Genomic DNA, 25651 nt, shown 5'->3' with positions numbered 1-25651 from the left:
ATGAATACAACCTATCACGCAAACGAACAAGGTTATTATGGTGAATTCGGTGGAGCATTTATCCCGGAAATGCTCTATCCGAATGTAGAAGAACTGCGGCAACGCTATTTAGCCATCATGGAAGAACCTGCATTTCAATCGGAATTCCATGCATTATTAACCGATTATGTAGGTCGTCCTACACCACTCTATTTTGCCGAACGACTTTCGAAAAAGTACAACACCCGGATCTATCTGAAACGCGAAGATCTTTGCCATACGGGCGCGCATAAAATCAATAACACTATCGGACAGGTTTTATTAGCCAAACGACTGGGTAAAAAACGCATCATTGCCGAAACCGGCGCTGGTCAGCATGGCGTTGCCACCGCTACGGTTTGCGCCTTAATGGGACTGGAATGTATTGTTTATATGGGTGAAATTGACATCCAGCGGCAGGCGCCAAATGTAGCCCGGATGAAAATGCTTGGTGCCGAAGTACGCCCGGCCACTTCCGGTTCGAAAACACTAAAAGATGCCACGAATGAAGCCATCCGCGACTGGATTAACAATCCCGTAGATACCTATTATATTATCGGTTCGGTGGTTGGCCCGCATCCGTATCCGGATATGGTTGCCCGTTTTCAAAGTGTTATTTCAGCCGAAATTCAAACCCAATTATTTGAAAAAGAAGGGCGTAAAAACCCCGATTATGTGATTGCCTGCGTAGGAGGTGGTAGTAATGCGGCTGGTGCTTTTTATCATTTTCTGGATGATGCCAGTGTACAACTCATCGCTGTGGAAGCCGCCGGAAAGGGAATTGATTCCGGAGAAAGTGCCGCGACTTCAGCTTTAGGTAAAACCGGTATCATCCACGGAAGCAAAACCCTATTAATGCAATCGGAAGACGGTCAGATTACCGAACCCTATTCTATTTCGGCCGGATTGGACTATCCCGGTGTAGGTCCGTTACACGCGCATTTGTTTACCAGTGGTCGCGCCGAATTTGCTGCGGCTACCGATAATGAAGCCATGCAAGCCGGATTGGAACTTTGTAAAACCGAAGGGATTATTCCGGCGATCGAAAGCGCCCACGCCTTAGCCGTACTGAATCAGCGTTCCTTTGGAGCCGACGATATTGTTGTGATCAACCTTTCCGGTCGTGGCGATAAAGACTTAAACACCTATACCTCCTATTTCGGATTTTAAATTGTAATACATTAGATTATGAATCGCATCACACAAAAACTACAGGAAGACAAAAAAATCCTTTCTTTATATTTTACCGCCGGTTATCCGAATTTAAACGACACGGTACCGATTATCCAAACCCTTGAAAAAAGTGGCGTGGATATGATCGAAATTGGCTTACCGTTTAGCGATCCCTTGGCCGACGGACCAACTATTCAGGCGAGTTCGACCGAAGCGTTAGAAAACGGAATGACCACCGAACGTTTGTTTGATCAGTTAAAAGACATTCGGAAAACGGTTCAGATTCCGTTATTGATCATGGGTTATTTTAATCCGATATTGCAATATGGCATCGCCAATTTTTGTCGAAAATGTGCCGAAATAGGAATCGACGGATTGATCATTCCTGATCTTCCCGTTGGTGTTTATGAAACCAACTATCAGGCTATTTTTGAGCAAAATGGCTTACTGAATATTTTTCTAATCACCCCACAAACATCCGAAGAGCGTATCCGCCATATCGACAAAATCTCCAGCGGATTTATCTATATGGTGAGTAGCGCAAATGTCACCGGAAGTCAAAATTCCTTTGGAAAAGAGCAAGAGAATTACTTTAAAAAGATTGCCGGAATGGATTTAAAAAATCCGCAGATTGTCGGATTTGGCATTGGTAATCGGGCGACGTTTTTACAGGCGACGCAACATCAAAAAGGCGCGATTATTGGTAGTGCTTTTGTAAATTTTCTAAAAAAGAACCCGCTTCAAAATATTCCGGATTTTATAAAAACTATAGTTTAAGTAAATAACACCAAAATACTCATTTAAAAATAGTTAAAATACAAACATAGATTTTATCTATTACAATAAATTTTGGGTTTTAACGTACAGAATGGGCAACTTTAGTGTTGCCTTTTTTATTGCATTGGAAGTTTGTAAAAATAGAAAAAAGAAATCAAATTCATAACATTTTCGAGGTTCTTTATATTCTCATTTTCAAGCTCTTTTTTCTAACTTCTTTTCACTCATTTCTTTACCTCGCCCATTCAAAATATCGCTCCTTTTCGACTAATTTATTTTAGTTAAAATAACGTTAAAATAAAACTAAACAAACGTTTAATTTAAACAAGTGTTTAATTTTGCAGTCACATTTCAAACCAATTATGTGATGTCTGAATTTAATGATAAACAACACGAGATTCTGCTGGTTGCAGAACGGTTGTTTTCCGAACATGGTTTTGATGGAACTTCTGTCAGAGACATAGCCAAAGCGGCCAATATCAATGTAGCGATGATCTCCTACTATTTTGGTTCAAAAGAAAAACTACTGGAAGCCCTTATTATTGCACGTATCGCCGGTTTACGCCTTCAGATTGAAAACTTACACAAAGAAGCGCTTTCTCCTTTTGAAAAGATCGACAAACTTATCGAACTGTACATCACCCGTATCAACAAAAACAAAGGGATGTATCAGATCATTCATTTTGAAATCAGTTCCAAAAAAAGAGAAATCAACTGTGAGTCCTTTAACGAAGTGAAACGCTATAACCTGGAAGCCTTACGAGACATTATTGAGGAAGGACAGGAAAAAGGTGTTTTTAAACCCAATATTAACATCACCCTGATTCCACCAACTGTGATGGGTACTTTTTTCCATTTCCAGATGAACCGTACGTTTTATACGGAATTATTAGAACTCGATACCGAGGAAAAATATGATCATTATATCAAAAACGATTTAACAAAACACATACAAAAAACCATTAAAGCACTTTTAACCTATGAAGAATAGTTCCCTCTGGTTGGGCACCTTCTTTCTATTTGGTGTTTTCTCTACTGAAGCTCAGGAGAAGAAAATGGCATTGGAAGAAGCCATCCAACTGGCTATGACACAAAGTACCGAGGCAAAAATGGCCGATACCAAAGTGGCCACCAAAGCATTCGAAATGCAATCGGTAAAAAACCGTCAATACCCCGACTTAAAAGTCAGTGGACAATATCAGCGCCTGACCAACGCCGATGTGAACCTGAAAATTGGCGGTGGTGGTGAAGAAGGATCCGGTGCGGCACCCAAGGTAAACCAGCTTATGCTTGGACAAGCAAGCGCATCGGTACCCTTGTTTGCCGGATTTAAAATCCAGAACAACATCAAGGTAGCCGAAAACCTGTATCAGGCCGAACAATACACGGCCAAAAACACCAAAGAACAAGTAGCTCTTGATGTAGTAAAACTTTATGTAAACCTATACAAAGCACAGGAAAGCACTCAATTAATAACTGAAAACATTAAGAGTGCCGAACAACGCGTAAAGGATTTTAAAGCAATGGAAGCCAATGGTCTGATTGCCCGAAACGATTTATTAAAAGCGCAATTACAGGTATCCAATTATAAAATTGCTTTGGAAGATGCGAAGAAAAATGTAAGCACGATTAACTTCCAACTGGCCACTTTATTAAAATTACCGGAAAGCACACAAATCGTTCCGAATGCTGCTGTTTTTGATAAAAGCAACATTTTGAATACTACAGCAGAAGACGCTTTAAGCGGGCGAAATGATCTGGAAGCCATCCGTTCCCAACAAAAAGCTGCCGATGCCAATGTAAAAATCGCTCAGGCCAATTACTATCCGTCGATTTCATTGATGGGAGGTTATATCGCTCTGGATCTTCAGAATGTAATGACTGTTACCAACGCGATGAACTTTGGTGTTGGTCTTTCGTATGACCTGACTTCTATTTTCAAAAACGGAAAAGAAGTAAAAGCCGCGAAAAGTAAAGCACACGAAGCCGAACAGGTTGTCGAAATGATGACCGACCGCGTAAAAGTGGAAAATCAACAGGCTAACGAAAACTACCAACTGGCTTTAAAACAAAATAAAGTATACCAGGAGGCGGTTGAACAGGCTACCGAAAACTACCGTATTGTAAAAGACAAATACGACAATGGCTTGTCGGATACCAACGATTTACTGGAAGCCGACGTAGCGCAACTTCAGTCTAAAATCAACCTGGCCTACTCCAAAGCCAACAGTATCGAAAAATACTATACCGCACTGGCTGCCAGTGGTAAATTAACCGCATCCGTAACACTCACCAAAAACTAATATTAATTGCTGTAAAGATCATGGAAAAAAAACCATCAAATAAAAAATTCATCATTGTTCTGGGAACACTAGTTATTCTGGGTTCGGTATACGGAATATTCAAATATATGCACGCTCAGGCGCACGAGGAGACCGACGATGCGCAGATCGAAAAAAACATGAATCCAATTATACCGCGTGTATCGGGATATGTAGCGAAAGTATATGTAAAAGACAATGATTTCGTTAAAAAAGGCGACACGCTTTTTGTAATCGACAACAAAGATTATCTGGTACGTGTAGAAGAAGCCAAAGCGGCTTTAGCCAGTGCTGAAAGCGCTTTTGAAGTGAGCAAAGCCGATGTAAGTGCTTCTGCTGCGAACATTTCGATTTCCGATGCGACAATCCAGTCGAATGTTGGAAATATCGATGCGGCAAAAATCCGCTTGGGACGTGCTCAAAATGACTTCGAGCGTTATGAAAACCTGTATAAAAACCACTCGATTACCAAACAACAATATGAGCAGGCTTTAGCAGCGAAACAAGAAGCTGAAAAACAGGTTGAAGTATTACAACAACAACGTAATGCCAGTGCACACCAACGCGAAGCTGTGGTTTCTAAAACGAATGTAGCCAACAAACAAACATCGGTAGCTGCGGCCAACATCAAAAAAGCACAGGCTTCGTTAGAGGCAGCCGAATTGAATCTAAGCTATACTGTAATCACTGCCGCTGTAGACGGTCAGGTATCCAATATCGACATTCAACCGGGACAAATGGTTCAACCGGGACAATCGTTATTCTATATTATCAACAACCAGGAAACCTGGGTTGTGGCGAACTTTAAAGAAACGCAGTTAAACAAAATGCGTGAAGGTCAGAAAGTGATCATCGCTGTTGATGCGTATCCGGATATCAAATTCGAAGGAGAAGTAAATTCCTTTTCACCGGCAACGGGAGCACGTTTTTCCATCCTTCCTCCGGACAATGCAACCGGTAACTTCGTAAAAACAATCCAACGTTTACCGGTAAAAATCAAATTAACACCAGGCAACGATCCTGAAAAAGTAAAATTATTACGTCCGGGAATGAACGTAGAAGTTGACGTACACGTAAAATAATATGGAAGCAACCGGAGAAGATAATTTAGTAGAATATGGCTTTCGAAGAGTCATCATCACAATCACCGCGGTACTTTGTGCCTTGCTGGAGATTGTCGATACTACTATCGTAAACGTAGCCCTAAACGACATGAGAGGTAGTTTAGGGGCTACCCTTACCGATGTTGCCTGGGTGATCACGGCCTATGCGATTGCGAACGTAATCGTTATCCCGATGACCAGCTGGTTATCGCAACAATTCGGTCGAAGAAACTATTTTGCAGCCTCCATTATTATCTTTACCGTTTCCTCTTTTCTTTGTGGTAATGCCTCCAATATATGGGAGTTGGTAGCCTTTCGTTTTATCCAGGGTATGGGAGGTGGTGCCTTATTGGTAACCGCTCAGACCATTATTACGGAAAGCTATCCCGCAGCCAAACGAGGAATGGCACAGGCAATTTATGGTATGGGTGTTATTGTGGGACCTACTTTAGGTCCGCCATTAGGAGGTTATCTGGTTGATAATTTTTCCTGGCCGTATATTTTCTATATCAATATACCATTGGGAATTATCGCTACGGTATTGACCCTTTCGTTTGTGAAGAGTCCGAAATATGGTGAAAAATTAAAAGCCAATCAGGTCGATTGGTGGGGCATTGTGTTCCTTTCGTCCTTTATCGGTTCCCTACAGTTTGTTTTGGAACACGGACAACAAGACGACTGGTTTGCCGATCCGATCATTGTAACCCTTAGTGTTGTTTCATTCTTCGGATTATTACTGTTTATCTGGCGACAGTTAACCTATAAATATCCGATTGTAAACTTGCGTGTATTGCAGGATCGAAACCTTCGGGTAGGAACCATTATGTGTTTTATTCTTGGATTCGGGTTATACGGTTCCACGTTTATTATCCCGATCTATACACAGTCCATTTTAGGATGGACGGCTACGGATGCCGGTTTATTATTGATTCCGAGTTCGATTATGACCGGATTTATGATGCCAATCATTGGCCGACTGATTCAGAAAGGCGTACCGCAATCGTATATGGTTGCCGCCGGATTCCTGTTGTTCTTTATTTTCACCTTCTGGATGCACAATGTGATCACGCCGGATACCGGAACCGAACATATGTTCTGGCCGTTAATTCTTAGAGGGGTTGGTTTGGGATTATTATTCGTACCGATTACCACGTTGGCACTGTCGACTTTAAAAGGGAAAAATATTGGCGAAGGAGCCGCTTTTACCGGGATGATGCGTCAGTTGGGTGGTTCGTTCGGTATTGCGATCATCACGACCTTTATTGCTCGTTTTACGCAATCACACCGTGTGGATCTGATCGCCAATTTAGACGGATCCAAATTCGAGGTACAACAACGCATTCAGCAATTGCAAATGGGATTTATGTCGAAAGGATTTAGCAGTAGCGAAGCATTGGACAAAGCGCATAAAGCCATTGAAATGTCGGTTATGAAGCAGAGTACGGTATTGGCCTATATGGATATTTTTATGTATCTGGGAATCCTCTTCCTGATTTGTGTACCGTTTGTACTATTGATCAAGAAAGGCGCCGGAGGCAAAGTCGACATGTCGAATGTTCATTAATTTCAAATAAGGTTATTTAATTTGTTACAAAAACTCCGGAAGTATTTCCGGAGTTTTTTTATGGTATTATGCTTGCGTTATAAAAACGTTTTCTTCTTTTAATTGTATTAAAAAATACGTACTTTTACAATACAGCAACTATTTGATTTTAAAATAGTTATTAACCCTAAAAAAACATACCATGGGATTATTCAGCAACTCCGAGAAGAAAATCATTGAAGAATTCAGCCGGAAAAGTGAAGACCGCTGCAATGATATCGAAAAAGAAATAAACGAACTGTTGGAGGATTTAAAATCCGAATACGAAGAAAACCGAGGCGTTTTATATGAGTTCAAAGATTACGTTTCGGAACTCAGTGATAAATTAAGCCCGGACGACCTCAACAAGTTAATGGATTTTTCATTGCGCTTGGGCCGAATAAAACGATGTGCCAAAAAAGGAGTTGAAGCATTACGCGAAATCTCCCGCGATCAGAAAAAAATGACCCGCGAAACCCTACGCGATTACGAAGAATATTTCTATATGCATTAAATAAAAAAATCCCGACTAGTAGTAGTCGGGATTTTTTATTTCTTACAGTCCACTTTAGCGAGTGGCATACCGGAATTAAACACGAGTTTGTCCGGGCTTTTAAATGTTACGGTGCCGTTTTTTTCTTCCACTTCGCCATAACCTTCTATTAAAGTCTTATCCTTAACCTGAAAAGCGATTTCCCGTTTGCTTTCCATTCCTTCCGAAGTGAAAGTATAGACCGCTATCAGTATATCGTTTTTAATCGTACCGCTAAACGTTCCGGTATTGGAATCTTTTTCGCTATAAGCATAGTCCAGATTACCGGTAACGGCATTGGCTTCTTTTTTGAGGTGCATATAGATGGTATTCCCGTCTTTACGGTATTCATAACATTCTTCCTGCACCGTAGGCACCATGTCGATGTCGCTATCTGTCGTTTTTTCTTTATCCGAATTTTTCTTACACGCCACAGTCAAAGCCAGAAGCGCAAAAACAAATGCTATTTTCCTCATCTCTTTCTTTTAAAGTCGTTTTACGGTTTCTTTTTAAAACGCATGGCTACGATATCATCCATTAGCAACACGAGTTTTCCGTCGGGAGTCACATCATATTTATTGATTTTCTGCATCATATCCAGAAAACGACGCTCCCCTTCTCCTTCACAAAAGCGCATGGTCATGGCTTTTGGCGCTTCAATCGCAATACTGTTCGGTTCTTTTGTGGTATAACGGGTTGAAAACGGATTACAACTGCTATTTCCATTTGCTTCTCCGGTTTTGGTAAACGACAATTGCGGTTTCGTGTCCGGATATAATCCTTCGAAAGCAATACGCACACCGGTGATATATTCCAGTTCCCAGCCATTGGCTGTTAGTTTATCATAGGCTGCTGCATTTTTTGTGCATTTACAGCCGGCTACTACTAAAAGCAATATTAGCCCCGAAATAAAGGATATTTTTCTCATAAATACAGTGTTTGATTCCTTAAAATTACGAAAATTCTGTTGAAAATAACCGTAAACACTTTATTTATAACGATTTGAATTAGCGCGTAAATACCAGTGTATTTCCTTTACTCAGATTCGCATCATACTGATAACCTTCATAATTAAACCCTTTCAGATCGTCGATTGTTTGTGCGTCGGTATCGATAATATAACGCACCATCATACCTCTCGCCTTTTTGGCGAAGAAACTGATCATTTTTAATTTTCCATCTTTATAATCTTTAAATTCCGGAGTGATAACGGGAACTTTCAAGGCTTTTTTATCCACGGCCGAAAAATATTCATTACTGGCCAGATTAATAAACAGCTCATCTTTTTTAAGTTCGCTGTTTAGTGCTTTTGTGATTTTTGGTTTCCAGAATTCATATAAATCCTTACTTTTTCCCACCGGAAGTTTGGTTCCCATTTCCAGTCGGTAGGGTTGTATCAGATCCAACGGTTTCAGCAATCCGTATAAACCGGAGAGAATTCGCAATTTTGATTCCAATACGGGCAATTTTTCCATCGGTAAAGAATAGGCATCGAGTCCAACATATACATCACCATTAAACGCATATACTGCAGGGCGTGCATTTTCCGGTGTAAACGGTGTTGCCCAATCCTGATTACGTTGCCAGTTCAGGTCGGCGAGTTTTTCGGAAATAGCCATCAATTCCGAAAGCTGTTTGGGTTTCTTTTTTTTCAATACCCGATGTACCGTATTAGCTTCTTTTAAAAAAGACGATTCTGTATACAGTCGCGTAGGTAGTGTAGTTTCAAAATCCAACGATTTGGCTGGCGATATTACAATTTTCATGGCATTTTATTTAAGGAACTCAAAAATACGAATTCCACTTTTAAAATCCCCTACAGCAAAATGGATAGTTTCGATCCCGCTATCGGATTTATTTATTCATTGTCATCTTCCAACATGATATCGCTCCACAAATACCGTTTTGAGAAACTATGACCATACCGGATTAGTAAAATGGCAACCACCAATAGTGGAATTTCCCAAAAAGCAGCAGCTCTTTTTTCTTCTACTATATAAAACGCAATTACATTCAACATTTTATAGATTGTTAGTAAATATCCGGTAACATAGGTCTCCGGTAACAAAATCAGTACAGCACATGCCAATGACAGCCATCCCAGGATAACACAATAATCATCTGAAACAATCCGATCCATTGAATGTACCGGATCATTCAAAAGCCAATAGGCGTCGTATAGATTTTTAACCATTATGGCTAAGACCATTACCGTGTTTAGTATTTTTAACAGATTTTGCTTCATCCCTTTCCTTAGCCTTTTTTTTAACTGACGACAGCAAAAGGCATATGTAAAGGTCTTCTTAAAAATATTATATAATGATCATCCTGAACAGTTTGTATAGCAAAATAATCCTAAAATCCAGAATTAAAAAGTGACGTTATACCATTTAATTTCCTGAGATTCTTTTCCAGAGCTGTTGTAGTAGCAATAGTCCTTCTGCTCTGGTTTTCGGAACTTCACGAACTTTAAATCCGCTTTTGGAAGGTAACAGCTCGTAGCAAAACGCAAACTCCGGATTGGTACTATTTCGATTCAGTAATCCGAAACGTAAATCGTTAAAATATAGTTTTCCGTCTTTTTTTGTAACGGTATATTTGCCTTCCGACAAATCGACCAACCGTAGCATTGTCTTATCCTGCATAAAACCATCTAAGAATTCGTGATTTTTAGGATACGCGTTAAAAACGATGGGTCTGGTATCGAAAAAAGAATAGTCACCAATCCAATAGGCCGTTTTCGTTTCTGCTGTCGCTGTCCAGAGTATCGTATTTAGGGGTGTTGGTTTGGTTTCGAGTGCTACCACCTCCAATCCGGAAAGTGTTATTGCCCGTTGGAATTTATAATACGTAACTCCTTTTAGCACCAGTGTCAGCATCAGATAAGCCGAACTGATTTTAAGTCCGCGGTTGTTCCATTGCGTACGATTGTAATCTGTACGTGCTTTCCGCATAGCCATGATCAAACAAAACAGGAACGGGATTGTATATAATGGATCGACTACAAAAATGGAGCGAAAAGCAAATTTATACGCCATAGGCCACAATAATTGCGTTCCCCAGGTCGTAAAGGCATCCAATAAAGCATGTGTAAACAAAGCCCAGAAAACCAGACCGGCACCATTCATCACGGAAACTTTGCTATCCTTTTCCCTTCGGGCAATAAACCAGCCCAGTAATGGCGACAGAATACTAAAAAACAGAATGGAATGACTAAATCCCCGATGGATTTCAACAGCGGATAACGGATCTAAAAATAGTCCGATCACAACATCCAGATCCGGGATTGTCCCTGCAATAGCACCATATAGCATGGCCCGGTTCCCTATTTTCCGACCGAGAATTTTTTCGCCAACTGCCGCTCCGAGTACTATCTGTGTTACTGAATCCATGCGGTAAAGATACGGTGAATGCCAATGAGGAACAAACCCTTTTCGGATATCCTGATAGTAGCCTTTTAATCTCCTACCGGAATAATTCGGTCAATATACTGTAAAAAAACATCAAAGATTACGTAAAAATACTAATTCCTGATTATCGCAAATGCTTTAACTTTATCAAACAACTACAAATCAAATAATTATGAAAACAATCCGTATTCCCGAAGGCGCTCAGGTAAAACTACAGGCCGTCATCAGTTCCGATGCCATTGTGGCAACCAACATTAGTTTAAATGACGTTATTGTAAGACAAAGTAAGTTGTATAAATTCAGTATTGATCTTGGTGACATTAGTACATTAGACAACAAAGAAATGTCCATTGTTTCGTCTTTTTTTGTTCCCGCTGGTAGTAATATCACTCCTATTTTTAATACTACACAGGTAGCCTACACTTTACTTTACAACGATGAGCGTTTTGAAATGACCGTCGAAAAACAGAAAATTACGGCTAGTTTTTTTATTGCTTATGCCTATATCAAAATTGTAAAATCATAAGCAGATGAAAAAAAATTACATAATCCTCCTATTTCTTATCGGTACTTACTGGTATGCTAATGCCCAAACCGATGTAGAACTTAGTCAGTTTCAGATGTCCAATATCACAAGTCCGGCATTCCAGTTAATGGAAGAAACCGTTACCGATGTGTATACACCGGAAAATGTAAAAGCTTTGGCTTTACATGTCCAAAACAATTTTGGTGAAAGTCTGGCCATTGAAGTCGCTCCTTATTTTTTTATCAACACCAAAAGTAAAAGCCGAACCTATTACAAATACATCGGTGTTACTAAAGAAAACGATGTTTTAAAACAAAATCCATTTAGCGGACTCAATACGACAACACTCTCTTTTGCCTATTTAAAAAAAGATTTTAAAAATATTGTCGGAGATAATGATCATAAAACTTTTTCTATTGGGATACGAACGACGCTATTGCGCTTTTTTGACAAAGAACAGATTTACAACAATGCCGAGAAAATTGCCGACGAATTGTTAAAAATCCCCTCACCTCCTATCCAGATTTTATCTATGGAGGCAGGACCAAAAAAAGACGAAGCTTTTAAAAAATTCTATTTGGAGCAACAAAAAATTGAAGAGCGCTTTAAACCCTTTCAAAAAACGATCAAGCCAATTTTTAAACTCGACGGCGCTTTAGCCTATAGCAATCTTTTTAAAGAAAACTCCACCGATGGCGGAACGGTGAGTCGTTTTGGTTCCTGGTTAACCGGAGAATTCAATCTGATTTTAAACGAAGACGATGAGACAAGCACTACCAATAATTATATGAGTGTTTTGGCAATCGCCCGCTATATTGAAGACGGTTTTAATATGGAAGTTGCCGATACCTATACAACCAGCTATTATCGGGATTTTGGCGGTAAAGTCAATTTTGAGTTTGGAAAATTTACGTTCGGATACGAATATGTAAAACGCAATGGTAGCATTAGCAGTGAACGATCCGTTGGTAATATCAGTTTTGCATTGGATAAAAACATCAGTCTCACTGGAGGTTTTGGAAAAGACTTTCAGGTAACCGACAACCTTTTGGCTATATTCGGGATCAATTGGGGACTAAATCTAGGCAATACATCCGCTTCCATTGCAAAATAAAACCTTGCTTCACTGTCATGTAAATTATATCATATCAATAACGATAAGCTAATAACGAGGTTATATTTTTAGAGACACAATAATCAGTTCTTTTAATCCCTCGGTACCGCTTTTAAAATCATATTACAAATGGACGAACCAATAATAACTCAGAAACCAGAAATAACTCAGAAACTAGAAATAGTTCAGAGACTAGTAGACACCTTCAAAATGGAACGGATGATCTACGTAATACTAACAACTTTATCGGCAATTTCGTTAGTTGGAATTGGAATTTATGTCGCATTGGTCGAAAAAAACTATGCCAGTTTTGTTGCCCTTCTGGTGCCAACCGGTACTTTAACACTATGCATCTTCCGGGTGCTGAAAATGTGGGATGATGCTTTAAAATATATTTCTAATATAACGCCTGAAAACGATGGACAACCTAGCTAAAAAAACACGGTTTTTGCCCGCAATTGGCATAGCCCTGACACTTATCGGTTATTTGTTTCTTACATTTGAAACCTATAGACTTTACGAAAAGAAAACGAAATTGCTAAATGAAATTGAGGAATTAGAAACTATTAAAAGTCGGCAAACAAGTGATTTAAAAGTAAAAGACACAATCATTACGATTCAGGACAAAATTATTGCCCAATCTTCCGATAGCGCAACCGTAAAAAAAGGAATTCTTTTAAACCAAAAAATAAAAGACCCAACTGAAAGCCACTTTATCAAAGTCGATAAAAAAGATACCAATACCGATCAGGCGCAAAAATTCGAGGCCGATGGATTTCACTATTTACTTGAAAAAGATGTCGATAATGCCATTAGTGCCTTCCGAAAAAGTGAAAACTCGCATAACGGATTCCATCAGGTATATGAAATTGCGGTGTACCTTAACAAAAATAAGAGCCAACTGTTGGATGCCAATTCCGAATTCTGGAAAGAAGCCTACCGTAAAATTGCAACCGATTACAGTTGGAGAATGCCGGAAGATGTCAAACAAAAATTAACAGCGGCAAGTCATTAAAGTAAAACAAATACGCATCTGCCGCATAAAATAGAAATGGCTATCTAAAACGTGGTTTCGGATAGCCATTTTAATTTCTTCAGTTTGGGGCTGAATTTTGTATTCATTAATTATTTCACAATAATTGTTGGATCCCAAACGAAGTAACCGAATAATTTCATATTGCCCGATGCTCGATCCATCGTATAGAGGGCAAAACTAACATTATAGTTTTCGGTTCCGGGTTTGATCACATCTGCCTGATAAAACCAATAACTCATTCCGCTAACCTGCTGAATCGGAAGTGGCGACGCGCCAGCAGAAGGTTGCACTCCGGCTGCCGTAAATACTTTCGAGGTGAAAGGGCCAAATACATCCGTACCGCCAAATTTCTGAATGTTATAGATGATAACCGCATTGTTAAAGTTATCATATTCCGATACCGCGTTGAATCGGACAACGTCTCCGGAAACCGCATTGATCACTAAATCTGCTGTTCCACTTCCTGCACTTCCAGTTAAATTAGAAGCCACCATATACTGATATTGGTGCCCAATACCTGTTGGTTTTGTCGAGTCAGTACTACCACCTTTCGGATAATCATTTATAATCTTATCCGTGTCAATAATTACCTGAATGTTGGTAATCAAGGCAACATTACTTAATGCTGCTTCTAACTCCTGTGCGTTTTTTAATTCTGCATCCATTTTGATAAAATTTAAAGTTTTGTCTACTCATTTTTCCAGTTTTTCGACTTCCGCTGGTATTGTATTTCTAATCAAAATTACAATAACAGACAGCCGCTAAACAGCGTATAAATACCTGATTTTAAATATTTTACAACTAAATAACATGCTTTTACAAATACAATTGGATAATTTCTTACGTACTAAAACCTGCTTTTTATTGCTGTGGTTTAAAAAAGGAATTGGTCGTTCAGAATTTCTTCTAAATTGTGTTGGACGTTTGTTCTTCAACTTTTAAAAATTTAAAGAAATGAAAAAGATGTTGTTTTTTCTATAGGTTACGGCGACCAGTATTTCTTTGGCCAATGCACAGAAAATATCGGACAAAGAAGTTCCGACAGTGGCCAAATTCGCTTTAAAAAAAAACATTCAAAATTGATCAATACTTTTATTGCGATCCGGAATCTTTTAAATACAATAAAATTTGGGACTACGCAATGTTAATTTATTGGTATTCCAAATTTGAAAGTAAACAAATCATTAACACAAGAGCATTTGATTTTACCGGGATTAATGGCATATCAGGACTTTCTATCCAATTGTTTTTAAAGACAATACCTTTTTACATTAAGAAATAGGAAACAAATATGCCTTCCGGATTTATTCCGCTTTGTATTTCTACTTTTACGTCATGAAAATCCCCAGCGCTGTTTTTTACATTCTAACCTCAGATTCCTATAAATTTTGATATATGGCGTATCCCAAAGTAGAAATACATCTGTATCTAACTGAACAACAAACCGTTTAAATAAAAATATAGAATGAACACAAAAATTAGTACTAATTATTCAAAGCTTCGGGTATTTCTGTTTCTTTTACCGCTATTTCTTTTAATTACAATTGTTTTATTTCTATATCAACAGCATGCTTTATCAATCAATAGCTATACAAAAATTCAACAGGATAGCTTCTTTTTTATTAATCATCATTTGGGTAGCTACCCAAATCTTCAATTCAATCTGACTCAATTTGGAGATTGTCTGATTTCATTGTCCCTTTTAAGCCTTTTTATTGTGTATGCTCCAAAAATATGGGAAGCTTTTTTATCCGCATCGCTTATTTCTTGCCTGCTAACCCGTCTTTTAAAAAGTTTATTTGCCGTACCGAGACCTGCTGCAACATTTGATCATTCTAAATTTATTATCACCGGAGAAATACTATCCGGTAACAACAGTCTTCCTTCGGGGCATGCTATCACTATCTTTACGGCACATACTGTGTTGATGTTTGCCTTTATGCCTAAAAAAATAAGTCATAAAATTATATGGTTTTTGCTGGCCATCCTTATAGGGCTAATCCTTGTTTTCACCCGTGTTGGTGTTGGCGCCCATTATCCGATAGATGTCATTGTGGGAAGTATTATTGGTTATATTTCGGGACTGCTCGGCATTTTTATAAGTCGGAAATATAAAATCTGGAGCTGGATTAATGACAAAAAATATTATCCTATATTTATTGTATTGTTTCTGATTTGTACGGTTGTGCTCATTAACCGAATGATTCACGAGAATCTGTTTATCTATTATTTATCTTTAAGCTGCTTACTTTTTTCCACATACAAAATCATTACAGTTTATGTTCAGAAATAATGTGTCCCTGACTCGTTTTGTTTTACTACTGAGTTTTTTAACTTTTATATTTTTTCATTATCCCTTTTTTGCCTTTGTATGCCATAATGTCGAGTATAAAAGTCTGAATGGCATATTGTTAATTATCAGTTTGATCATTATAATGTTGGTCGCCAATGCTTTTGTGTATTACCTGCTCTTTTCCCTTTCCCGTTATGTCGGGAAATTTTTATTGGTCCTGACCTTTATTTGCAATGCCATTGCGGTGTATTTTATTAATACCTACAATGTTATAATAGACGAAAGCATGATTGGTAATGTACTGAATACCAATTACGAAGAGTCCAGTAGTTATTTTTCGATCAAACTGATAATCTATTTGCTTTTTCTGGGAATTCTACCGAGTATTTATATCCTAAAAGTAAAGCTAACAAGTGTTCCTTTAAAGAAATTTTTAGTCACGGTGGCCCTTAGTTTGGTATTTATTCTGGCGTTAGCATTTGCAAACGCGAGCAATTGGTTGTGGATTGATAAAAATTCAAAAACATTGGGCGGCCTTGCGATGCCCTGGTCGTATAGCGTAAATACCGCTCTTTTTTATATTCATAAACACAAACAAAACGAAAAAGAAATGCTATTACCCGATGCCACGATAAAAGACACTCAAAAATCGGTTGTTGTATTAGTTATAGGCGAATCGGCAAGAAGTCAGAATTTCTCTTTATATGGTTATGGTAAAAACACCAATCCGCTGCTGTCGCAAACACCGAATGTCTTTCATTTCAATGCCACTTCCTGTGCTACCTATACCACAGCTGGCGTAAAGTGCATTCTGGAACATACCAATTCAGACGATTTGTATGAGATTTTACCCAATTATTTATTCCGAAATCATGTTGATGTTGTTTGGAGAACTTCCAACTGGGGCGAACCGCCTGTTCATATTAAAGAATATCAAAAGCGGGAGCAAATTGCCCCAAATTGCCAGGGTGATCCATGCAATTACGATGAAATGCTCCTAACCGGACTAAAAGAGCGAATCCAATCCAGTACGAGTAATAAAATATTTATTGTGTTACACACCAGTACGAGTCACGGGCCGACCTATAGTCAAAAATACCCGGCTCGATTTGAAACTTTTAAACCGGTTTGCAACAGCGTAGAATTAGGAAATTGCTCCAAAGAGGAATTGATCAATGCTTATGATAATACGATTGTTTATACCGATTATATTCTTTATAAAGTGATTGAAAATTTAAAAGAGTTAAAAGAGTATAACAGTACGATGCTATTTGTTTCGGATCATGGCGAGTCGTTGGGCGAGAAGAATTTATATATGCACGGATTACCGTTAAGCCTCGCGCCAAAGGAACAGTATGACATCCCATTTATCGTTTGGGTATCGGAGGGTTCCAAACAGCTTAAACCTAACAAAACGGTATCCCAAAACCATGTTTTTCACAGTGTTTTACATTTTTTAGGCATACAAAGTCCTGTTTATGACGAAAGTCTGAATATTTATAAAGATTAATTGGAAATCGTTGTCTCACTTTTCAAAAAAATTGTGGTACAACGATTTTTTTTCAAGTTAGAAAAACTGATATGGAAATCGTTAGCTTTATAATATGTTATTTTTCACATTATATCCGCAAAGCATTTATGTCCTGAAAAGTACCGTAGACTTTGGTACAGATTCCATCTTTATAATTGGACTTCCCTGTTGCTCTTACCCGGATCTCCTTTCCCTGAGCGGTTACAATTTGTAGTTCCATATCCCATGGTCTGCCCGTTTCGATCGCCAATTTTACCGCCTCTTTGATCTTATCCCTACTCGTGCCTTCTTTATAGAAATTAATGGCACTCGTTAATTCGGGAACATAATCCCTATCCACACCGTGAATCTCTTTTGTAACCGATGTCCACGACAGAAACTTATGGACTACATCGAGCTCCCAGCCACCGATGCGTGCCAATGCTCCGGTTTTTTCCACCATCATCTTATACAATTCTTCTGAAGCGATTAATGAATCCCGCACTTCTGTGATTTCAGTAAGATCCCGGGTCACTTTCGTAAATCCAATTACCGCTCCATTATTATCATGTATGGAAGTAATGACAATACTTCCCCAAAACAAGGTTCCATCTTTTCGAAGTCGCCATCCTAAATCCCTTGCTACGCCATGTTTTTCAGCTTCCATGATCAACTTTTGTGGACGTTTGTTTTGTCGGTCTTCATCCGTGTAGAATACACTAAAGTGCTGCCCTACAATTTCGTCATATCGATAACCTTTTATCCGTTCTGCCCCTCTATTCCAATTTTCTATATATCCGTCACCATCGAGAATAAGAATTGCATAATCATCGATCTCTTCCACCATCTTATTAAAACGAATCGCTTTAAGGTCTTTACTAGCCATAGAACCATCTACAATCATATGAATCGTTTTGTCGAAATCCTTTGTTGCAGTCTCGAACATAGTCATCCATTCTTGATCAACCGGATGGATTTCATCCTTAATCAGATTAACAAGTCCCATTAAGGTCGTTAATGGTCGTCTTATTTGATGGGATTGGAGTTGGGCGATTTTTAACAGCGAATCGGTACGCGCCTCTTTTTCTTCTATTTCATCTACGAGTTTCCTTCGGCTTATTTCATTTTCGATGATAAGTCCAATCTGTCGGGAAAACATATGTAGTATTTTCTTTTCCGATTCGGTAACGGTCTTTGTTTTTTTGGCGAATAAACAAAGGCTGCCAATTGGCCTTCCGTCACCCAAAAAAACCGGTATCCCTACAAAAAACCTCAGTTTAACGCTCGAAAGCGCCGGAAGAATATCAATAGAATTAAAGTGCTTTAAGGTATTCGGTATAATGATCATTTCATTGCTCTTTAGTATAAGATTGCTAAAGAAGGTATTCAATTTGTCTAATGGTATTGTTTTTCCCCATTTCAAATCCAATCCTTTCAAAAGATCATCAATAAAGTTAAGCTGTGCTATATCACACACCATCAGTTCCGCTGCCAGACCCAGCACTTCCGACAATTCCGTTAATCCATCGGGTGCGATTGGCATTGCGCTATACATTATTGTATCTTTTCCATTCCTCATTCGTACACTTTTAGTTTTCGTCACACTAATCCAATCCGATTCCTCAGAATGTACCTCTAATAAATAATAATAATTTTGGGTTTTGCTCACAATTTAGTAAAAATCTATCGAAATGATTTTAAATAGGCCCTTAAGTCTTTATTAAAAAGTTTTTTATAGTACATATTATAAGTCTTTTCTCATAATACAATAAAAAAGCCTGTAATCAATTAAATTACAGGCTTTTTTTCAAAACCGAAAACAGCGTCATACAAATGACTTTCCTACTTTCTGCAACGCTTATAATGGCATAAAAGCAACAGCATCCACTTCTATGAGCATACCATCCAGCGCCAGGCGCGGAACCGGAATTAAGGTACTTGCGGGAAATTCATGATTCGTCCACACTTTATGCATTTCCTCTGTCCATATCTTCAGTTTCTCCTGATCGTGATCGACAATAAGTATCGTGATTTTAAGGACGTCATCTGCTTTTAGATCATATTCTTGAAGCACGGTTTCTAAATTTTGCAAAGCAAATTTAACCTGTGTTCTAAAATCCTTAGAAAGCGTATGTTTTAAATCCTCTCCGCCGCTTTGCCCGGAGATAAATACATATTTTCCGTTACCTGAGGCACTTGTAGCGTGTGAAAAAGCAAAAGGCGTAGGATCGAAAAGTGTTTTTGGGTTTTTATGAATGATGTGTTCCATGTTTTTTTAAGAGTTCGTTTTACTATTTTCAGTTTGTGAACAGCCTGAAAATACTAAAATGAGGATGGATAAAATTAAGATATAGCTGCTTTTATGTATTTTGTTTGTAGCATTAATCATGATTGCAAAAAGTTGATTGATTTGAAAAATTTGAGTAATCGCTTTTTTAATTAGTACGTAAAATTAACCGCTATAATTTTTGAAAACGTATACATATGTAAAGGCTTTTCATTTTTAAATGTTTTAGCTGTTGCCATTTTTATAAGGCGTTTAAATATGGGCTATTGATACATCTATTTTGCCTGATAGCCGTTTTATGCATCCTTATCTATTTACCGAAGTCAGTACTTCCTTTGGGGGTTTTGAAAAAAATGTCGACTAGATATTGACTAGATTATTATTCAAAAAAAGCGCAATCCCTAATGAATATAGGAATTGCGCTTTGTTAATGTGGAGACGGAGAGAATCGAACTCTCGTCCAAACAAGCAATCGAAGAGCTTTCTACACGCTTAGTTTCCGATTAAATTTTCGACAAAAAGCAAGGCCGGAAACCGCCACTTTTTGCTTAGCTTTATCAGTGTCAGAACGGATTTAAAGCATTACCGTTCCTAGGTTTACTTTTACGGTTCCCCTATTCCAAACGCCATAAACCAAGGCTTTTGAGGAGAATCCAGCTTTCCGACCTTGTCGGAACTAGGCAAATCGTACTATAATTCGGATTAAGCAGCTAAAGCGTAATTATTTTCGCCGTTTATAAGTTTGAAACATGATATTTACGAGCTGTGTTCCAGCGCTCGACGTGCTTACTGTCCAATTCCACTCGCTGTCAAAACCAGTCGTCCCCGAACAGTTGTCTTTACTATAGCTAGCAAAAACCAGACCGCAAATATAAATGATTAAATTTTCAATTAAAAATAATTGCACCACTATTCTTTAAATGTTACATTTGGGAACTATTTATTAAAAACAAACTAAACAACCCATCGAGAGTTACATTAATAACAGTTTTCTTACTGTTTTGATGCTAATTTCTCAAAGCTACTTACTGTAAAATGAAAATTGGAATTATTAAAGAGCGAAAAAATCCGCCGGACAGACGCGTGGTTTTTTCGCCAACAGAACTCGTTACATTAAAGGAACACTACCCGCAGACGGAAATTAAAGTTGAAGCATCCGATATCCGGATTTTTAAAGACGAAGAATACAAAGCCCTTGGTTTTGAAGTAACCGAAGACATGAGCGATTGCGACGTGTTATTAGGTGTAAAAGAAGTACCGGTTGATGCCCTGATCCCGGATAAAAAATATTTTTTCTTTTCGCATACCATCAAAAAGCAACCGTATAACCGAAAACTGCTGGTGGCTTGTCTGGAGAAAAATATCAAATTAATTGATCACGAAACGATTGTAAACGAAACCAACCACCGACTAATCGGTTTTGGTCGTTATGCCGGAATTGTTGGCGCTTACAACGGTTTTAGAGCTTTCGGAATTAAATTTGATCTTTTTAACCTTCCAAAAGCCGAGACCTTGGCCGACAAGGCTGCTTTGGTAGAACGCCTGAGACGACCACTTTTACCCCCTATTAAAATCGTTTTAACAGGACATGGAAAAGTGGGTATGGGTGCTAAAGAAATCCTGGACGCGATGAAAATCAAACAGGTTTCGATTGAAGATTATCTGACCAAAAATTTTGCCACCCCGGTGTATACACAAATCGATGTGTTGGATTATAACAAACGTAAAGACGGACAAAAACTGGACAATCAGGATTTTTACCACAATCCGCAGGACTATGTATCCGATTTTGAGCGTTTTACAAAAGTATCGGACATTTTTATGGCAGGTCACTTTTACGGAAATGGTGCTCCGGTGATCTTAACCCGCGAGATGTTAAATGCTCCAGATAACAAAATCAAAGTCGTAGCCGATATCTCCTGTGATGTGGAAGGCCCAATTGCCTGTACGCTACGCGCTTCGACGATAGCCGAGCCAATTTATGGTTATTATCCAAGTGAAAATAAAGAAGTGGATGTGAACCATCCGGGTGCGATTGTTGTCATGGCAGTCGACAACCTACCATGCGAATTACCCAAAGATGCCAGTGAAGGTTTTGGGGAAATGTTCCTGCAACACGTAATTCCGGCTTTTTATAATAACGACAAAGACGGTATCTTACAACGCGCTAAAATAACCGAAGGTGGAAAACTAACCGAACGTTTTAGCTATCTTCAGGACTATGTAGACGGTAAATAATACCTTTTTTATATACAAAAACACCTGACCGTTTTAAAATAATGGGTCAGGTGTTTTTCGTTTGTAAAGTAAAGCCCTTATTATTTTCTATAAATCTCTTAAAGGTGTATTTATATAGGGATCGTTTTCATCGGGATTTAAACACATCTGTAAAGCTGTATCCAGTTTATAAATTGCGTCTAAATATTCCTGCTCTATTTCCGAATCATTTGAATATAACGAAATATCCATATATAAAGCGGGTAATATCCCTATTAAGATAAACATAATATTTTTCGGGACGAAACTTTCCGATTTATAGGTTGCTTTGAATGCTTCCAGATAAGTATATAATTCATCCAGTTTATTGTAATCAAGTCCTTGATTAAAATGAAACTTGATCAAGAATCCTTCTTTTTCATCATAAAGCAGATGATTTAAGTTTTGTTCTAATTTAGCTATAGTATCCATATTATTTAATTGCTTTTATTGCATTTACGGGTATTTTATCGGTAACTATTAAAAACTCTGATGATGCCTGCGCAAATCGCCTTGTTCTAGGGTTTTTAATCAATAAATTTCTGACTGTTTCATCGGATAAGTCAAAAAACTGTCCTTGTACTTTTGTCAAATCAATTTCCACTACCTTTTTCCCATCTTTTAAACCTCTCTCAATTGCTAGTTTTTCATCACTAAAAGATGATATAAAAGGTGTTTCTGTTCTAGTTCCGGTAGCCACGTGACCTTCTATAGTAAAAGGAGAACCAGATTTTGTAAGGCCGGTTTCACTTTTGGCTACAATTTCAGTATAAGCACTTTGATCATCTCTAATAACCCGCCAAACTTTATCTCTACCTTTAGGATTTGTTATATCATTAGAATATTGCCCCAAATACTCGATGAATTTTTCATCAAACTTAGTTTGCCATTTTCCTATTTTTTCAACTTCATCCAATAAGGTTTTTAATTTCGTAAAATCCTGTTCGGCTAATGCCTGTTCCAGTTCTATCGCCAGCTTATCGTCTTTGGCTAGCGTTTTGGCTTTGGCAAAGGTTTTTTCCAGAGTCGTAATATCCGCTTTACTCAACGTCCCTAAATCTTCGATCAGACGAGCCGCTTTTAATTCCAACAGGATTCCTTCAAATGTAAGTATTCCTTTTCTAACGGCAAACACAAGGTGCGTCAAAAGCTCTCCGGTTTGCAAAAGGAAAGGTATTGTGGCATTCGTAAGCTTTTTGGCTTGTGTTATACCTTGCATTACACGCTCATATTGCGCTTCTACCTTAGCTTGTTTTACAATATTGGCACGTACTTCTTTTTTCAACTCTGTAATAGCTTCAAGTCGTTTTTCCAGCTTTGTAATATCTTTCAACCTATTAAACTCACTGGCTGCCTCAGCAATAGGTTCGGCCGCTTTAAAAGCACTTCTAAGAGCCGCAGCATCCACCACCGCACCCGCTATCGCTATAACCACCCATACTAAGCTTGGATCATCGCTCAACACACCTGCATTATAACCGTCTTTTTCGGTTTTATAGGTTTCTATGGTTTCATACACGGTATAAGCACTCAGCGCAAAGCTGGCTCCTAAAGCCACCAATGCCAGTGTGCCGGTTCCTGCAGAAGCAATGGTAAGCACGATCGCACCAAAGGCAATGGCCAGATTTTTTATAAATTCAAAATTTTCGATCCGACCTTTTTTATCCGTCAGAATCGCATCCAGTGTAGATCCCGGAGCAATACCCTGCGCTTGTTTACAACTGTTATACAGCAAATCCATTCCATAAATGGCCTCTGGATTATTGATTATTTTTTCCTGTATATTGTCAATACTCGCTTCCTTCTCCTGAATATAGTTTTTCATAAACGCTTTGAGCTCGGCGGCATTCGAAACTTGGGCAAAAGCCGGTTTATCAAACTGTTTTTCTTTTACCAGATCGTTCGAGATAGTCCCCACCAGGGAGTCGGCTTTGTTTACTTTTTGTTGTCCTTTGTCGCGTTCGTCATAATCGACTTGTATTTCAAAACCATCCGCGTATTTATGTACCTTTGAAGCACCAGCAATTTGCGAATTACCCGCGCTATACATTTCCTTAGCGCCGGTACCTTTGAGCTGATTGAGCAATTGCTGTAGATAAGCCGGATTTTCGAGTTTGTTTTTTTCTTCAAACAAGATGTGCTTGTACTTTTGCAGCTGGTCAATCGCGGTATAAAGTGCCTCCTGTTCGAAAGCCGTTTCATATTCGCGAATCAGATCTTCAAAACCTTTAATACCACCTTTATAGCCAGCATTTTCCAAAGCTTTTCGAAGTTCCTCTGCCTTATCCATCATTATTTGATACGAAACTCGATCACGGATATTCATTCTGGCTAAACCTGCCCAATTCGCATAGTCTTTGTAGAGTGTATACAACTCTTTAAAACTGGCAGTACCGAGTTTTTTCTCGAGTTCGGCTCTTTCTTTTTGATTGGATTCCCGTTTCGCCTTACTTTCCTTATAATTTTGTATCGAGGCCTTAAAATCAAAAAGGCTCATCGTACTTTTACTGGTTTTACTGGCATAATCCAGCATTTCCAGAACCGTAAGGTTGTCGAATATATATTGTGCAACGGCTAGTTTTTCCTCCGCAGTTACCCAACCTCCTTCTTCCGATGTTCGGATAAGATTTTTTACCGCTTCCGGGAAAGCATCATATTCTTCCTGTAATTCCGCTGCTGTTTTTTTAGGTTGTGCCGTACCCGCACCATTTTCATGACCTGTTCCGGCTCCTTGTCCCGTACCGCTTTTTTCACTCTTTGTTTCTTTCTCTAACTCACTTTTATTGGATTTCGGTGTGTAATTAATGGTTTTACCTTCTTTCAGTAATTTTACCATACTTTCATCGAAAACTCCTGTAAGCGTTGCATAATTAGGCTTGTCTTCGGGCAATACTACATCAGACTCATTGAGAACCCGTGTCATAAAGGCATTAAATTGCTCTTTACTAGTGATCAGAGAGCCATCATAATCGGTTTGATTTTCATGAAAGTCTACGGTATATTTACCTTGGTTTTTATATACAGCCGGTAATCGGAATTTTCCGCTGTTAGTGGTAGCTTGGGGGATAAATTGAGGCGTTTGCTGCTGCGTGTTATTTTGAGGCGTTTGCCCTGTTGTCGATTTCGCGTTCCCTTCGGCCGATTTTATCTCATCATACTTTCTTATCTGATCAATATCAAGCGTTTCTTTATACGCCATCTCCTTTTTTTTCGTATCCGGATGGTTTAAATTTCCGGTTTGCTGCAAACTTTCCTGAAGTTTGGTATGCATTTTCGTGGAACCTTCCGAATACGCAGAATTCGTTCCATGGGTAGCTGGTACCGGATTATTTGCCGATCCTTTACTCCCACTTTCGTGTGTCGTTCCCGGGGCTCCTGAATTTTGTGATGGGAAATTGTTTTTTCCGGGTTCGGGTGTACGCAATGGTATCGACTCCGTCTGTTTTTTCTTTTGTTCGGTCTGCTGTGGATTATTTTCTTTATCAAGAGGTGTTTCTTTCATGCCGTCAATTTTAATTGGTCCTATTTATTCTTTTATCATACAGAATACAACTCCCTTTACAGGTGCTTATCTCTACTTCTTTATTTCGGAATCAAAATTCACTTATTTTAATTGCAATTAATAGTTTTTGAACAGGACAATTCTGTAGTTGCGGTAGATTGAATCGGGCACAGGTATATCCTTGTCGACCTCTCCAAAAACAAAAAACACC

24 protein-coding genes and 1 other RNA gene are annotated in these 25651 nt (G+C 38.6%); 14 read left to right on the top strand and 11 right to left on the bottom strand.

Annotation, left to right across the window (positions count from 1 at the left end; genetic code table 11):
- The 7 genes from trpB (at nt 1) to ABFU83_RS04615 (ending at nt 7488) form a co-directional block, all read left to right on the top strand.
- On the top strand, nt 1–1188 hold the full coding sequence (gene trpB / locus ABFU83_RS04645) for a tryptophan synthase subunit beta (RefSeq protein WP_347069286.1): 1188 nt from the start codon (nt 1–3) through the stop codon (nt 1186–1188).
- A gap of 18 nt (nt 1189–1206) precedes the next feature.
- A complete protein-coding gene (gene trpA, locus ABFU83_RS04640; RefSeq protein ID WP_347069285.1) occupies nt 1207–1968 on the top strand; it encodes a tryptophan synthase subunit alpha in 762 nt (253 codons plus the stop codon).
- 367 nt (nt 1969–2335) lie between these two features.
- A complete protein-coding gene (locus ABFU83_RS04635) occupies nt 2336–2959 on the top strand; it encodes a TetR/AcrR family transcriptional regulator (RefSeq protein WP_136401805.1) in 624 nt (207 codons plus the stop codon).
- Nucleotides 2949–4271 carry a TolC family protein gene (locus tag ABFU83_RS04630; RefSeq protein WP_347069283.1) on the top strand — a complete coding sequence of 441 codons (1323 nt, stop codon included), beginning with the start codon at nt 2949–2951 and terminating at the stop codon, nt 4269–4271. Before ABFU83_RS04635 ends, ABFU83_RS04630 begins: the two co-directional genes overlap by 11 nt.
- Before the next feature lie 20 nt (nt 4272–4291).
- A complete protein-coding gene (locus tag ABFU83_RS04625) occupies nt 4292–5371 on the top strand; it encodes an HlyD family secretion protein (protein WP_347069282.1) in 1080 nt (359 codons plus the stop codon).
- Nucleotide 5372: 1 nt separating this feature from the next.
- Entirely contained in the window at nt 5373–6956 is a 1584-nt protein-coding gene (locus tag ABFU83_RS04620; protein WP_347069281.1) for an MDR family MFS transporter, read from the top strand.
- A 181-nt stretch (nt 6957–7137) separates the two neighbouring features.
- On the top strand, nt 7138–7488 hold the full coding sequence (locus ABFU83_RS04615) for a hypothetical protein (protein WP_347069280.1): 351 nt from the start codon (nt 7138–7140) through the stop codon (nt 7486–7488).
- Nucleotides 7489–7523: 35 nt separating this feature from the next.
- Here ABFU83_RS04615 and ABFU83_RS04610 read toward each other — a convergent pair whose 3' ends face one another.
- From ABFU83_RS04610 to ABFU83_RS04590, 5 genes are all read right to left on the bottom strand, one after another.
- On the bottom strand, nt 7524–7982 hold the full coding sequence (locus tag ABFU83_RS04610) for a hypothetical protein (RefSeq protein WP_347069279.1): 459 nt from the start codon (nt 7980–7982) through the stop codon (nt 7524–7526).
- Nucleotides 7983–8002: 20 nt separating this feature from the next.
- A complete protein-coding gene (locus tag ABFU83_RS04605; protein ID WP_347069278.1) occupies nt 8003–8434 on the bottom strand; it encodes an META domain-containing protein in 432 nt (143 codons plus the stop codon).
- 79 nt (nt 8435–8513) lie between these two features.
- Nucleotides 8514–9272 carry a peroxide stress protein YaaA gene (gene yaaA, locus ABFU83_RS04600; RefSeq protein WP_347069277.1) on the bottom strand — a complete coding sequence of 253 codons (759 nt, stop codon included), beginning with the start codon at nt 9270–9272 and terminating at the stop codon, nt 8514–8516.
- 92 nt (nt 9273–9364) lie between these two features.
- Nucleotides 9365–9751, bottom strand: a complete 387-nt coding sequence (locus ABFU83_RS04595) for a hypothetical protein (RefSeq protein ID WP_347069276.1) — start codon at nt 9749–9751, stop codon at nt 9365–9367.
- A 145-nt stretch (nt 9752–9896) separates the two neighbouring features.
- The gene (locus ABFU83_RS04590; RefSeq protein WP_347069275.1) at nt 9897–10898 is read right to left on the bottom strand and encodes a metal-dependent hydrolase; all 1002 of its coding nucleotides are present in this window, start codon (nt 10896–10898) and stop codon (nt 9897–9899) included.
- A gap of 190 nt (nt 10899–11088) precedes the next feature.
- Here ABFU83_RS04590 and ABFU83_RS04585 point away from each other — a divergent pair, with 190 nt between their 5' ends.
- The 4 genes from ABFU83_RS04585 (at nt 11089) to ABFU83_RS04570 (ending at nt 13571) form a co-directional block, all read left to right on the top strand.
- Nucleotides 11089–11442 (top strand): hypothetical protein, encoded by a 354-nt coding sequence (locus ABFU83_RS04585; RefSeq protein ID WP_347069274.1) that lies wholly within the window; start codon nt 11089–11091, stop codon nt 11440–11442.
- Nucleotides 11443–11446: 4 nt separating this feature from the next.
- Entirely contained in the window at nt 11447–12556 is a 1110-nt protein-coding gene (locus ABFU83_RS04580; RefSeq protein ID WP_347069273.1) for a hypothetical protein, read from the top strand.
- Nucleotides 12557–12775: 219 nt separating this feature from the next.
- Nucleotides 12776–12991 carry a hypothetical protein gene (locus tag ABFU83_RS04575; RefSeq protein WP_347069272.1) on the top strand — a complete coding sequence of 72 codons (216 nt, stop codon included), beginning with the start codon at nt 12776–12778 and terminating at the stop codon, nt 12989–12991.
- 13 nt (nt 12992–13004) lie between these two features.
- Nucleotides 13005–13571 carry a hypothetical protein gene (locus ABFU83_RS04570; protein WP_347069271.1) on the top strand — a complete coding sequence of 189 codons (567 nt, stop codon included), beginning with the start codon at nt 13005–13007 and terminating at the stop codon, nt 13569–13571.
- A gap of 110 nt (nt 13572–13681) precedes the next feature.
- Here the strand turns inward: ABFU83_RS04570 and ABFU83_RS04565 are convergent, their stop codons facing one another.
- A complete protein-coding gene (locus ABFU83_RS04565; protein ID WP_347069270.1) occupies nt 13682–14257 on the bottom strand; it encodes an inclusion body family protein in 576 nt (191 codons plus the stop codon).
- 800 nt (nt 14258–15057) lie between these two features.
- Here ABFU83_RS04565 and ABFU83_RS04560 point away from each other — a divergent pair.
- Entirely contained in the window at nt 15058–15885 is an 828-nt protein-coding gene (locus ABFU83_RS04560; RefSeq protein WP_347069269.1) for a phosphatase PAP2 family protein, read from the top strand.
- Nucleotides 15872–17395 carry a phosphoethanolamine--lipid A transferase EptA gene (gene eptA / locus ABFU83_RS04555; protein ID WP_347069268.1) on the top strand — a complete coding sequence of 508 codons (1524 nt, stop codon included), beginning with the start codon at nt 15872–15874 and terminating at the stop codon, nt 17393–17395. Before ABFU83_RS04560 ends, eptA begins: the two co-directional genes overlap by 14 nt.
- Nucleotides 17396–17504: 109 nt before the next feature.
- Here the strand turns inward: eptA and ABFU83_RS04550 are convergent, their stop codons facing one another.
- The 3 genes from ABFU83_RS04550 to ssrA all read right to left on the bottom strand — a co-directional run bounded on the left by ABFU83_RS04550 (nt 17505) and on the right by ssrA (nt 20509).
- Entirely contained in the window at nt 17505–18974 is a 1470-nt protein-coding gene (locus ABFU83_RS04550; RefSeq protein ID WP_347069267.1) for a PAS domain S-box protein, read from the bottom strand.
- A gap of 279 nt (nt 18975–19253) precedes the next feature.
- Complete coding sequence (locus ABFU83_RS04545; protein ID WP_347069266.1) at nt 19254–19664, bottom strand: RidA family protein; 411 nt, start codon at nt 19662–19664, stop codon at nt 19254–19256.
- A 448-nt stretch (nt 19665–20112) separates the two neighbouring features.
- Nucleotides 20113–20509, bottom strand: a transfer-messenger RNA (tmRNA) gene (ssrA, locus tag ABFU83_RS04540).
- A 208-nt stretch (nt 20510–20717) separates the two neighbouring features.
- Between ssrA and ABFU83_RS04535 the strand changes: the two genes are divergently transcribed.
- On the top strand, nt 20718–21920 hold the full coding sequence (locus ABFU83_RS04535; protein WP_347069265.1) for an NAD(P)-dependent oxidoreductase: 1203 nt from the start codon (nt 20718–20720) through the stop codon (nt 21918–21920).
- Nucleotides 21921–22007: 87 nt separating this feature from the next.
- On the opposite strand, the gene ABFU83_RS04530 is transcribed toward ABFU83_RS04535, so the two are convergent.
- On the bottom strand, nt 22008–22370 hold the full coding sequence (locus ABFU83_RS04530) for a hypothetical protein (RefSeq protein WP_347069264.1): 363 nt from the start codon (nt 22368–22370) through the stop codon (nt 22008–22010).
- A gap of 1 nt (nt 22371) precedes the next feature.
- Nucleotides 22372–25440, bottom strand: a complete 3069-nt coding sequence (locus ABFU83_RS04525) for a hypothetical protein (protein WP_347069263.1) — start codon at nt 25438–25440, stop codon at nt 22372–22374.
- Nucleotides 25441–25651 lie beyond the last annotated feature (211 nt).

The organism is Flavobacterium sp. WV_118_3 (assembly GCF_039778605.1).
Lineage (GTDB): Bacteria > Bacteroidota > Bacteroidia > Flavobacteriales > Flavobacteriaceae > Flavobacterium.
The sequence above is the reverse complement of the archived record's forward strand: the minus strand, read 5'-3'. Positions and strand labels throughout refer to the sequence as shown.